This window comes from Pseudomonas moorei, assembly GCF_008801475.1.
GTDB lineage: Bacteria > Pseudomonadota > Gammaproteobacteria > Pseudomonadales > Pseudomonadaceae > Aquipseudomonas > Aquipseudomonas moorei.
In genome coordinates this window covers 242,294-254,832 of the sequence record NZ_VZPP01000005.1, presented here as the reverse complement: position 1 = coordinate 254,832, position 12,539 = coordinate 242,294, and the positions used below count along the sequence as shown (strand labels likewise).

The following is a 12,539-nucleotide window of genomic DNA, read 5'->3' as shown; positions in this document are numbered from 1 at the left end:
GCACTTGTAGAATTTTGAGGTGCTTGGAGAGGCGGCCTGGGTAAGGCCGCCGAATCTTCAGCGAGTTGTTGCCAGTTCCTGTTGGACGCTGGCGACAGTGCGAGGCCAAGGTTTACCAGCCTGAACCTTCGCTGGCAAGGCCTTGATGGCGGAAACGGCTGCATCACGATTGGCGAAACTGCCGTAGGTGATCACATAGAGCGGCTTGCCGTTGAGGACTTTCTTGAAGTAGCGGTACTCGCCGCCCTGCTCCTTGACGAAGTTTTGCGCGGCCGCTTCGGAGCTGGTGCCGAGGATCTGCACAACGTAGTTGCCCGGAGCCTGGCCTGCATACCAGGTGCCACCTGCAGCCTTGGCCACGGCGACTGGTTTCTCGGCCGGTTTTTCAACCGGCTTGGCCGCTGGCGCGGCTTTGGCGACCGGTGCCGGAGCAGGTGCAGGCTTGGCGGCCGGAACAGGCGCTAGCTTGGCGGTAGCGACCTGAGTCGGTGCCGGCGTTGGCTTGGCTGCAGGTGTCGGCGCAGGACCGGCAGGCACGCCCGCAGGCGGAGCAGTCGTGGTCACGGTCGGCGGCGTGGCGCTGGAACCTTCGACCGGCACACCGTCATCACCCTCGGTAATGCCACCCGCCGCTTCGGCCAGCGGGCCGCGCATGACCGGCTGCGAATTACCGACCAACGGCAATGGCATCGGCTGCGTGTTGCCGGCGAATTCGACGGCCGGCGCGCCACCGTTGGCTTGCGGCTTGCCCTGGCCAAGTGGCAATTGCGCCTGTTCGTTGGCAGGCGCCCCCGTGGTCGGCGCTTTGTTGCGACCCGGCATCAACCAGGCGGCAGCTACCGCGACCACAACGACGGCGGAAATTGCCAATACGTGCTTCTTCGGCATATTGAACCCCATACTTGGACGCTTGACCGCTGTGCGGCTGGCAATCATGGCTTCGATCATGGCATCGCGGGCGACCTGGTTGATGTTGCCAGGCCAACCGTCAGCGCTTTCATGAATATCAGAGATCTGATCCGCGGTAAAAAGTTCGATACCCCGGCCGGCACCTTCGAGACGCTGCTCCAGGTATTCGCGCGTTTCCTCTACGGTGTAAGGCTGCAGTTCGATGACGTGGAAGCGCTCTTCCTCGAGGCTCAACTGCTCCAACTGGGCAATCAGCGACGACTCGCCAAACAGGAACACATGGGGGCGACCTTCCGGCGCGCCAGCCGCCAGGGCCATCAAGGCTTCCAGCGCGGACTCGTCGAGTTGCTCGGCGTCATCCACCAGCAGATAGACTTCCTGACCGGTGAGCGCCAATTGCACCACCTGAGCCAGAATTGCGCCGATCTCGGCCTGGGCAACGTCCAGCGCCTGGGCGACCTGGCGCAAGATGCCTGCCGAATCACCGGCGCCACGGGCGGAAACCACCACGCTCTGCACCGACTGTTTGTTGGTGCTGGCCACCAGGGCCTGGCGCAACAGGGTCTTGCCACTGCCTTGGGGACCGGTGACGACCAGCAGCAACTGGCTGTAACGCGCCAGGTGGTGCAGTTGTCCCAGCACCGGTTTGCGCTGGGCCGGGAAAAACTTGAAGCCAGGCACCCGTGGAGCAAAAGGGTCATGACTCAACTGGTAATGGCCGAGGAAAGCCTCGTCCGCATGCAAACTAGTCATCGCGATCTTATTAACCTTTAAGCTGAGCCAGGGCGCGGTAATCCGCTCCCAGCGTGGCCTGTAAAACCTCTTTCGGATAATCGTCGGTCACCACTGCTTCGCCCATTTGGCGCAGCAGCACCAGGCGCAAACGACCGTCGATCACTTTTTTATCAATTGCCATATGTTCGAGGAAATCGGCTTCAGTCATCTCTTGCGGCGGGATGACCGGCAGGCCGGCGCGCTGGAACAGGCGAATGCCGCGGTCGCGGTCCTGTTCGCTGATCCAGCCCAGGCGTGCGGACATTTCCAACGCCATTACGGTGCCCGCAGCGACGGCCTCACCGTGAAGCCAGACACCATACCCCATGTGAGTTTCGATGGCGTGGCCGAAGGTGTGGCCCAGGTTCAACGTTGCGCGCACGCCGGTCTCTTTCTCATCGGCGCCGACCACGGCGGCCTTGGCTGCACAGGAACGCTCGATGGCGTAGGTCAGGGCTTGCTGATCCAGGTTGCGCAGGCGATCGACGTTGTCTTCGAGCCAGGTCAGGAACGGCTCATCACAGATCAGCCCGTATTTGATGACTTCAGCCAGGCCGGCGGACAGTTCACGGGCCGGCAGGGTCTTGAGGGAGGCCGTGTCGATGAGCACGACATTCGGCTGATAGAAGGCACCCACCATGTTCTTGCCCAGCGGGTGGTTGATCCCGGTCTTGCCGCCCACCGAGGAGTCGACTTGCGACAGCAATGTGGTCGGAACCTGAATGAAATCGACGCCGCGCTGGTAGCAGGCGGCAGCAAAACCGGCCATGTCACCGATCACACCGCCACCGAGGGCAATCACCGTGGTGCGGCGATCGTGCCGCGCGGTCAGCAGGCCATCGAAGATCAGTTGCAGGGTTTCCCAGGTTTTGAAGGCTTCGCCGTCGGGCAGCACCACGGAAATCACCGAGAACTGCGCGAGGCTGCGGGTCAGACGTTCGAGATAGAGCGGCGCGACGGTTTCGTTGGAGATGATTGCCACTTGCCGTCCGCGAATATGCGGGGCCAGCAGCTCAGGCTGATCCAACAAACCTTCGCCAATATGAATCGGGTAGCTGCGCTCGCCTAGATCGACCTTGAGTGTCTGCATGTGTCCCCACAGTGAAGATGGAATCAGGCGTTCCGCCTTGAGTTAACGAATGTCCACGGCCTTTGCAGTTATTGACGCCGTTGGGTCGCCGTTCGCCACAACCTTGAGCGGTTGTGGCAGGACGCCGAGGATAGCGCATTTCGCTCTGCGCATTAACGGGGAGGCAGCTGCTGCAAGCGTTCGAGGATATCGAGCACGACCATTCGTGGCGGTCGCTCATCGGTTTCCACCACCAGATCAGCGATTTCCCGATACAGCGGATCGCGGATCGCCAGCAGATCACGAAGGGTCTTGGCCGGATCGGCGGTGCGCAACAAGGGCCGATTGCGGTCGCGCGACGTGCGGCCGACCTGCTGCTCGACAGAGGCATGCAGATAAACCACCCGCCCACCGGCGCGCAGAGCCCGACGATTGGCTTCGCGCATCACTGCACCGCCGCCGGTCGCCAGCACCACGCCATCGTAATCGCACAGTTCGGCAATCATTGCCTCCTCGCGGTCACGAAAGCCCGGTTCGCCTTCTTTATCGAAGATCCATGGGATATTGGCGCCCGTGCGTAATTCAATTTCCTTATCGGAATCTTTGAATGGCAAGCGCAGCTCTTTGGCCAGCAACCGGCCGATGGTGCTTTTTCCAGCGCCCATCGGTCCTACAAGAATCAAATTTCGCACAGAATCAACGACTCACAGCAATCGCCTGGTTATTCATGATACGCGGTGTGAGAAACACCAACAGCTCGGATTTTTTCTCCGAAACCACGTCACGCCGGAAAAGGCGGCCAAGATACGGCACATCGCCAAGAAATGGCACCTTATCTACAACCTTGCTTTGAGTATTTGAGAAAACACCGCCAATGACGATAGTCTCCCCATCGTTGACCAGGACCTTGGCGTTGACCTCGTTTTTCTTGATCGGCGGCACATCCTGGACCTTGTTGAGGTAGTCCGGCTCGTCCTTGGTGACCTTGACCTCCATGATGATCCGGTTGTCCGGAGTGATCTGCGGCGTCACTTCCAGCGAGAGCGATGCCTCTTTGAAAGACACCGATGTAGCGCCGCTGGAGCTGGCTTCCTGATAGGGAATCTCGGTGCCCTTGAGGATTTTTGCGGTTTCCTTGTCGGACGTGACGACCTTGGGTTGCGAGACGATTTCCCCGTTGCCGGTCTTCTCCATGGCCGTCAGTTCCAGGTCCAGCAAGACGTTATCGGTAATAAACGCAATGCCGATCCCTGAGGTGTTGTTCGCCGCCCCTAAATCGACGAACGGTGAATTGGTGCTGGTGCTACCCGGTGTGCCGATGGTCGATGATCCGTTGGCGCCGTTGCTGACCCCGGATGTATTCCAGTTGCCCTTGTTCTGGATCGAACCGCCCCAGCGCACACCCAGGCTTTTGTCGTAATCGACGTTGGCTTCGACGATGCGTGCTTCGATCATGACCTGGCGCACCGGAATATCCAGCTGGGCAACGATGCGTCGCAGCTCGTCGAGTCGTTCCTGTGTCTGGTAGGCAATGATGTTGTTGGTACGCTCATCGACAGTGATGGAGCCCCGCTCGTCGACTTTCGCCTCGGCACTGGTCACCGACTGGAACAGTTTGGCGATATCCGCCGCCTTGGCGTAATTGACCTGCAACAGCTCCCGCCGCAGCGGCGCCAGGTCGGCGATCTGTTTTTGCGACTCCAGCTCCTGACGCTCACGGGCGGCAATTTCGTCGGCCGGCGCCACCAGTAGCACGTTACCGATCTTGCGCTTGTCCAGCCCCTTGGTTTTCAGCACCAGATCCAGTGCCTGATCCCACGGGACGTTCTGCAGGCGCAGGGTAATGCCGCCCTGTACCGTATCGCTGGCGACCAGATTGAGATTGGTGAAGTCCGCGATCAGTTGCAGCACTGAGCGCACGTCGATGTCCTGGAAGTTCAGCGAAAGCTTTTCACCACTGTAGATGTAGCGGTCGGCGTTACGCTTTTGCAGGTCGTCGGTGGTCACCGGACGGACGCTGACCGTGAGTTTGTTGTCGGTCTGATAGGTCGAGTAGTCGAAGGCGCCACCGCCGGGCTCGATCGTGATGATGGCCCGGTCACCGATGGCGCTGGCGTTGATGAACTGCACCGGCGTGGCGAAGTCCTTCACATCCAGACGCACGCGCAAGGGTTCGGGCAAGTGAGTCCTGGCAAACCCGACGATGATCTTGCCGTCGCGCTCCTGAATATCCGGCGCAATGGACGGATCAGACAGATCGATCACCACATTGCCTTCACCCTGGGTACCACGCTGGAAGTCCACACCGCCGATAGCCTTGCCCGATGGCACTGGGGGGCGCGCCGGAGCCGGCGCTGCAATGGCGGTCGATCTGGCCGTCGCGTTTTTGCCGCCCTGCCCGACCACCACCAACAGGTTGTTGCCCTCGATTCGCGTGCTGTAGGGGGCCGATTGGCTCAAATTGATGATCAGCCGCGTACGATCCTTGACCTCCACCACCGTCGCGCTTCGGGCATTGCCAGCACCCAAGTCACGGGTTTTGTTCGCCAATTGACTGACGACTCCCGGCAAATCCAGCGCGATCCGCGCCGGTGACGCCGTGGTGTAGCCCTGAGGGGCCGGTGGCGGCTCATCGAATGCCAACTTCAACTCGACGCTGTCTCCCGGCAGCGCCACGACATCCAGCGCCTTGAGGCTGGCCGCTTGTGCCATCGGCGACAACAACGCCATCCATAGCGTCATTCCGATGGCTGAGAAAGTCCTGTTCATTTTTCCGGTTCCACTATGAGTGCTCTTTCAGAGGGATGGTCCGAGGCCGTTCCAGCCAGGCGCCTTCCCCGTCAGGGACGATTTCGACCACATCCACTTGTGAGCCGCTGATGGCGACGATCCGCCCATCATTGCGCCCCAGGTAATCACCGACTTTCAGCCTGTGCACCCCGCCAGCCCCGCGCAGCAATGCAAAGGAGCCCGCTGCATTGGAAATCGTGCCGACCATTTCAAACTGCTCGATGTTGAAACCCTCGAGGTATTGCTTGACCCGGTCGGGGTCGGGCCTGACGTTGCGTGAGCCGTGTTTCTGGCCGGACAGGTCGATTCTGACCTGCGGAGAAAACGGGCTGCGCAGGTTGGCTGCGTTGTAAGTGAATGACGGGTAAGACCGGATCGTGGGCGTTGGTTCAATCTTGCCCGGTGCGCGCAGGCGCGTTTCGTTCAGCCAGGCATCCAGGTCACTGAAGTCATCGCCACTGCCACAACCGGAGAGGACCACTAACGACACAGCCATCGATAAACAACGAATCGGGCTCATTGATCCAAACCCCTGTCGTTGTAGCGATAGGTCTTGGCGAGGATGCTCATGCGCAGCTTCGGGCCGCCGTCGGGATTGGCCGGCACCAGGTCGAAATCATGCAAGGTAACGATGCGCGGTAGCCCGGCCACACCGCTGACGAAGGTGGCCAGATCGTGATAGGCACCGGTGACGGTGATCTGGATCGGCAGTTCGATATAGAACGGTTGGGTCACCTCCGGCAGCAACTTGATCTCTTCAAACTCCAACCCGCTCCCCAGACCGGTGCGAGTGATGTCTTCCAGCAGGCCGGGCACTTCGGTATCGCTGGGCAGTTGCCGTAGCAGTACACCAAAGGAGTTTTCCATCTCCCTCAGTTGCTGCTTATAGAGTTCCAGATTCGCCGCCATGCGCGCCTTGGTGGCGAACCGTTCCTTGAGAACCGTCTCTTCTTCGCGCTTGAGGTCAAGCCGGCTCCGAACCTCGCTCGTGGAGAAACTGTAACCGAGAGCCAGCACCAGGATCATGACCAACACGCCCACCAGCACCTTGATCGCAGGCGGCCATGAACCCATGTTGTGGGTGTCCAGTTCGTGAATATCGATCCTGCGCAGCCCTTCCAGCCATCCGGAGGGACTCATTGTTCACCTTCCACGGCTGCCGGCTGAGTCTGACGAACGGTCAGCTGGAAGACATTGGCCTGATCCAGCTGACCCGCAGTGGTCGCTTTGACTTCAGTCAGGCTCGGTGCATCGAACCAGTCCGAAGCATTCAGGTTGCGCATCAGGTCGGAAACACGATTGTTCGATTCAGCGGCACCAGAAATCGACAAGGTTTTGCCCACCCTTTTGACTTCGGTGAAAAACACCCCGTCGGGAAGCGTCCGCGCCAACTGTTCAAAAATACGCCCACTGATCGGGCGATTACCTTGCAGGTCCTGGATGATGCGCATGCGCTCAAGCAACTGCTGACGACGCGCCTTGAGATCGCTGATCTGTTTGATCCGTTCGTCGACCACGGCAATCTGCTGATTGATGTAATCATTTCGGGCGACTTGCCGTTCGATGGCGCCATTGATGGCCTGGTTCGCAACCAGCACCGCACCCGCCGCCCCCACCAGCACACCCACCAGAATCAGTAAAAAACGCTTTCGGCGCTCCTCGCGCAGCGCTTCGCGCCAGGGTAGAAGATTGATCCGCGCCATCAATCGAAACTCCTGAGAGCCAGCCCGCAGGCAATCATCATGGCCGGAGCATCGCTTGCCAGGGCCGCGGCGTTGACCTTGGCGCTCAACGTCATCTCGACAAACGGATTAGCCACCTGAGTCGGTGTTCCCAAATGCTCCTGGATCAACCGATCCAGCCCGCAGATCGAGGCGGTGCCGCCGACCAGCAGGATATGATCGACAGCATCGTATTGGCCGCCAGCGAAGAAAAACTGCAATGAGCGAGCTACCTGTTGCACCAGCGCCTCGCGAAACGGCTGCAACACTTCGTTGACGTAATCATCCGGCAAACCACCCTGCTTCTTTGCCAGCCCCGCCTGTTCGAGGGTCAGGCCGTAGCGGCGCTGAATGTCCTCCGTCAGCTGACGGCCACCGAACAATTGTTCACGGGTATAAATGATGCGACCGTGGTGCAACACGCTCAGGGTGGTCATGGTCGCACCGATGTCGACCACCGCCACCAGGCGTTCCTTGGGCACCACCGATTGATTGGCCAGCAGCGCGAAGGATCGCTCCAGGGCATGGGCCTCGACGTCAACGACGCGAGCGGTCAGGCCGGCCAGGGCCAGCGCGGCCTCATGGACTTCGACGCTTTCCTTGCGACAGGCCGCGAGCAGCACATCGACCCGTTCTGGATTGCGCGACGAAACCCCTTGAACTTCAAAATCGATGGCGACTTCATCCAGCGGATAGGGGATGTACTGATCGGCCTCGATCTTCAACTGGTTTTCCATGTCGTCGTCACAAAGACCGGCGTCCATCTCAATGATCTTGGTGATCACCGCCGAGCCAGCCACCGCCACAGCCACGTGCTTGAGGCTGGTTCTGGCCTTGATCAATAAGCGAGAGAGCGCCTGGCCCACAGCTTCGAGCTCGGCGATATTCTTTTCGATAACGGCGTTGGCGGGCAGCGGTTCGACCGCATAGGCCTCGACCCGATAACAGGCGCCCTGGCGGCTCAGCGCCAGAAGCTTCACCGAAGTGGAGCTGATGTCGATACCCAAAAGGGTGTCGGTTTTTTTGTTGAAGAGTCCTGGCACTGGCAATTCCCTATGACTATCCGTGAGTTACGGACTCTGTAATGTGTTTTGTGTTCCCTCCGCCCGTCTTGACATCAGCGCAAATGACGCTTCCGGCGGAAAAATGCTTATAATGCCCAGCGTTTTTTTCCGCTTTCTCAAGCGCGGGTCGTTCGCCTTTAGCCTGAACCCTGATGCCTAATTCATTCTTTGCCCTGGATATCCAAAAGCCTTGATTCGTCTGCTGAAATTTTTCGGTTGGTCCATCGTCGCGGTTTTCTGCGGACTGCTCCTGGGTCTGAGCGGGGCGTTTCTCTACCTTAGCCCCGGATTGCCGTCCGTAGAGGCGTTGCGAAGCATCCAGTTGCAGATCCCTTTGCGGGTCTACAGCAGCGATAACAAGTTGATCGCAGAATTCGGCGAAATGCGCCGTACACCGATCCGTTTCGCCGACATTCCCCCCAATTTCATTAATGCGTTACTAAGTGCTGAAGACGATAACTTCGCCAATCACTACGGCGTGGATCCCAGCAGCCTGATGCGTGCCGCGACCCAACTGGTAAAAAGCGGACACATCCAGTCCGGCGGCAGCACCATCACCATGCAGGTGGCGAAGAACTTCTTCCTGACCAGCGAACGCAGCTTCTCGCGCAAAACCACCGAAATCCTCCTGGCCTTGCAGATCGAACGGCAGCTGACCAAGGACGAGATCCTCGAGCTGTACGTCAACAAGATCTATCTGGGTAACCGCGCCTACGGCATCGAGGCGGCGGCGCAGGTCTATTACGGCAAGTCGATTCGTGACGTCAGCCTGGCGCAGATGGCGATGATCGCCGGCCTGCCCAAAGCCCCGTCGCGCTTCAACCCGCTGGCCAACCCGGCCCGCAGTAAAGAGCGTCGCGACTGGATCCTGGGGCGCATGTACAAGCTCGGCAAAATCAGCGAGGCCGACTACACCGCCGCGATCAACGAGCCGCTGAATGCCAGCTATCACGTCCCGACCCCGGAAGTGAATGCGCCATATATTGCCGAGATGGCCCGCGCCGAAATGGTCGGCCGCTACGGCAGCGACGCCTATACCGAAGGCTTCCGCGTGACAACCACGGTGCCGAGCAATCTGCAGGAAATGGCCAACACCGCGGTCCATGAAGGCCTGATGACCTACGACCAGCGCCACGGCTATCGCGGCCCTGAATCGCGCCTGCCGGGCAAGACCCGCGAAGCCTGGGCGACCGAGCTGACCAAGCAGCGCACCATCAGCAGCCTTGAGCCGGCCATTGTCACTCAGGTCGAGAAAAACGGCCTGCAGGTGCTGACCCGCACCGGCAACGAGCACGTCAGCTGGGACAGCATGAAATGGGCGCGTCCGTTCCTGAACACCAACAGCATGGGCGCCAATCCGAAGCAACCGTCCGATGTGGCCCAGGTCGGCGACCTGATTCGTGTGCAGCGTCAGGCGGACAATTCGCTTAAGTTCAGCCAGATCCCGCAAGCCCAGGGCGCGCTGGTATCCCTGGACCCGCAAAACGGCGCGATCCGCGCGCTGGTCGGCGGCTTCGCCTTCGAGCAGAGCAATTACAACCGCGCCTTGCAGGCCAAGCGCCAGCCGGGTTCGAGCTTCAAGCCATTCGTCTACGCCGCTGCGCTGGATAACGGCTACACCGCCGCCAGCCTGGTGAACGACGCACCGATCGTGTTCGTCGACGAATACCTGGACAAGGTCTGGCGCCCGAAGAACGACACCAACACCTTCCTCGGCCCGATCCGCTTGCGCGAAGCGCTGTACAAGTCGCGTAACCTGGTGTCGATCCGCCTGCTGCAAGCGATGGGCGTTGGCAAAACCATCGACTACATCACCCGCTTTGGCTTCAATAAGCAGGATCTGCCGCCCAACCTGTCCCTGGCCCTGGGCACCGCGACCCTGACGCCAATGGAAATCGCCACGGGCTGGAGCACCTTCGCCAACGGCGGCTACAAGATCACCCCGTACATCATCGACAAGATCGAAAGCCGCAATGGCGATACGCTGTTTGTCGCCAACCCGCCGAGCGTGCCGAAAGGCGGCGCCGCCAGCGATGGCATCGCCGCCCCGTCCGCCCAGGCCTTCACGGTCAACGCTACGCCGGGCGAAGCGCCGACGACCCAATCGGCACCACAGGCACCGGCCGTGGCTGAACGCATCGTCGATGGCCGTACCACCTACATCCTCAACAGCATGCTGGAGGACGTCATCAAGCTGGGTACCGGCCGCCGCGCACTGGCGCTGGGTCGTCCTGACATCGCCGGCAAGACCGGTACCACCAACGAATCCAAGGACGCCTGGTTCTCCGGTTACAACGCCGATTACGTGACCACCGTCTGGACCGGTTTCGACCAGCCGGAAAGCCTGGGTCGCAAGGAATTCGGCGGCACCGTCGCGCTACCGATCTGGATGAACTACATGGGCGCCGCACTCAAAGGCCTGCCACCACACACCCAACCAGAGCCGGATGGCATCCTGAGCCTGCGCATCGACCCGGTCAGCGGCCGTGCGGCAAGCCCAAGCACGCCTGGAGCCTATTTCGAGCTGTTCAAGGCCGAAGACACGCCACCGTCGGTGAATGAAATCGGTAATGGCACTGCACCGGGTAGCCCGTTGCCAGCGGATGAACAGGCGCCAATCGATTTGTTCTAGAGAAGCAGCCTGCAGGAGCGAGCCTGCTCGCGAAAAATGTTCAGACAACGCGGGTATTCAGACCGCCCGCGTCATCGTTGACGAGCATCGCGAGCAAGCTCGCTCCTACAGGGTTTGCCAGCGTACACAACTGCGCCATCGACCCTCCAGACAACAAAAAAGCCCCGACTCTCACGAGCCGGGGCTTTCTGTTGAAGCGCTACAACGACTTAGCCGTTGAACACGTCATCCACGCTTTTGAGCGGGTAGTTCTTCGGATACGGCAGGGTGGCCACGCCGGTCTCGATCGCAGCCTTGGCCACGGCATCGGAGATCAGGGTGATCAGACGGGCATCCATTGGTTTCGGAATGATGTACTCACGGCCGAATTCCAGTTTGATGCCGCCGTAGGCGTCGCACACTTCCTGAGGTACTGGCAGCTTGGCCAGTTCGCGCAGGGCGTTGGCCGCAGCCACTTTCATTTCTTCGTTGATGCGCTTGGCGCGAACGTCCAGGGCACCACGGAAGATGAACGGGAAGCCCAGTACGTTGTTGACCTGGTTCGGGTAGTCCGAACGGCCGGTAGCCATGATCACGTCGTTACGAGTGGCGTGCGCCAGCTCCGGGGAGATTTCCGGATCAGGGTTCGAGCAGGCGAAGACGATCGGGTTAGGCGCCATCGACAGCAGGCCTTCAGCGCTCAGCAGGTTCGGGCCGGACAGGCCGACGAACACGTCAGCGCCTTGCAGGGCATCAGCCAGGGTGCGCTTGTCGGTCGCGTGGGCGAACACGGCTTTGTACTGGTTCAGGTCGTCACGGCCGGAGTGGATCACACCGGTACGGTCAACCATGAAGATGTTTTCGATCTTCGCGCCCATGCTGACCAGCAGCTTCATGCAGGAGATCGCGGCAGCGCCGGCGCCCAGGCAGACGATCTTGGCTTCCGCCAGGGTTTTGCCGGCGATTTCCAGGGCGTTGATCATGCCAGCGGCGGTCACGATAGCGGTGCCGTGCTGGTCATCGTGGAATACCGGGATGTCGCACTGCTCGATCAGGGCACGTTCGATCTCAAAGCACTCAGGTGCCTTGATGTCTTCCAGGTTGATGCCACCGAAGGTGATGGAGATGCGCTTGACGGTGTCGATGAAGGCTTGCGGGCTTTCGGAATCGACTTCGATGTCGAAAACGTCGATGCCGGCAAAGCGCTTGAACAGCACGCCTTTACCTTCCATGACTGGCTTGGAGGCCAATGGGCCAAGGTTACCCAGACCAAGAATCGCGGTGCCATCGGAAATGACTGCAACCAGGTTGCCTTTGCCGGTGTATTTGTAGGCCAGTTCAGGGTCGCGAGCGATTTCGCGTACTGGTTCGGCTACGCCGGGGCTGTAGGCCAGCGACAGGTCGCGAGCGGTAGCGGTGGCCTTGGTGAGCTCGACGCTCAGCTTCCCTGGACGAGGATTGGCATGATATTCGAGAGCGGCAGTTTTCAAATCAGACATGGGGGCATTCCGCTTTTACTGTTGGACAGACTGGTCAGCGAGGATACGCGCCTCGCAAAATCCCCACAAGACTGACCGGTCACCCCTGTCAAGCGCCCTGCC

Annotated in this window: 10 protein-coding genes; 1 reads left to right on the top strand and 9 read right to left on the bottom strand. The window is 60.1% G+C overall.

The window, feature by feature from the left end:
• Positions 1-57: 57 nt before the first annotated feature.
• The 8 genes from F7R06_RS11415 to F7R06_RS11380 form a co-directional block, all read right to left on the bottom strand.
• A complete protein-coding gene (locus tag F7R06_RS11415; protein WP_090328244.1) occupies positions 58-1,662 on the bottom strand; it encodes an AAA family ATPase in 1,605 nt (534 codons plus the stop codon).
• A 10-nt stretch (positions 1,663-1,672) separates the two neighbouring features.
• Positions 1,673-2,773: a 3-dehydroquinate synthase gene (aroB, locus tag F7R06_RS11410; RefSeq protein WP_090328241.1), complete on the bottom strand. Its 1,101-nt coding sequence runs from the start codon at positions 2,771-2,773 to the stop codon at positions 1,673-1,675.
• Positions 2,774-2,925: 152 nt separating this feature from the next.
• Positions 2,926-3,444: a shikimate kinase AroK gene (aroK, locus tag F7R06_RS11405; protein WP_090328238.1), complete on the bottom strand. Its 519-nt coding sequence runs from the start codon at positions 3,442-3,444 to the stop codon at positions 2,926-2,928.
• Between the two features lie 4 nt (positions 3,445-3,448).
• Positions 3,449-5,521, bottom strand: a complete 2,073-nt coding sequence (locus F7R06_RS11400; protein ID WP_090328235.1) for a type IV pilus secretin PilQ — start codon at positions 5,519-5,521, stop codon at positions 3,449-3,451.
• A gap of 13 nt (positions 5,522-5,534) precedes the next feature.
• Positions 5,535-6,062, bottom strand: coding sequence for a pilus assembly protein PilP (locus F7R06_RS11395; RefSeq protein WP_090328233.1), 528 nt, complete (start codon positions 6,060-6,062; stop codon positions 5,535-5,537).
• A complete protein-coding gene (locus F7R06_RS11390; RefSeq protein ID WP_090328229.1) occupies positions 6,059-6,682 on the bottom strand; it encodes a type IV pilus inner membrane component PilO in 624 nt (207 codons plus the stop codon). Before F7R06_RS11390 ends, F7R06_RS11395 begins: the two co-directional genes overlap by 4 nt.
• Positions 6,679-7,245, bottom strand: coding sequence for a PilN domain-containing protein (locus F7R06_RS11385; RefSeq protein WP_090328225.1), 567 nt, complete (start codon positions 7,243-7,245; stop codon positions 6,679-6,681). The genes F7R06_RS11390 and F7R06_RS11385 overlap by 4 nt, the downstream gene beginning before the upstream one ends.
• Positions 7,245-8,306 (bottom strand): pilus assembly protein PilM, encoded by a 1,062-nt coding sequence (locus F7R06_RS11380; RefSeq protein WP_090328223.1) that lies wholly within the window; start codon positions 8,304-8,306, stop codon positions 7,245-7,247. The genes F7R06_RS11385 and F7R06_RS11380 overlap by 1 nt, the downstream gene beginning before the upstream one ends.
• Positions 8,307-8,520: 214 nt before the next feature.
• On the opposite strand from F7R06_RS11380, the gene F7R06_RS11375 reads away from it, so the two are divergent.
• Entirely contained in the window at positions 8,521-10,959 is a 2,439-nt protein-coding gene (locus F7R06_RS11375) for a penicillin-binding protein 1A (protein ID WP_390959818.1), read from the top strand.
• A 209-nt stretch (positions 10,960-11,168) separates the two neighbouring features.
• Here the strand turns inward: F7R06_RS11375 and F7R06_RS11370 are convergent, their stop codons facing one another.
• Positions 11,169-12,437, bottom strand: coding sequence for a malic enzyme-like NAD(P)-binding protein (locus F7R06_RS11370; RefSeq protein WP_090328218.1), 1,269 nt, complete (start codon positions 12,435-12,437; stop codon positions 11,169-11,171).
• Positions 12,438-12,539 lie beyond the last annotated feature (102 nt).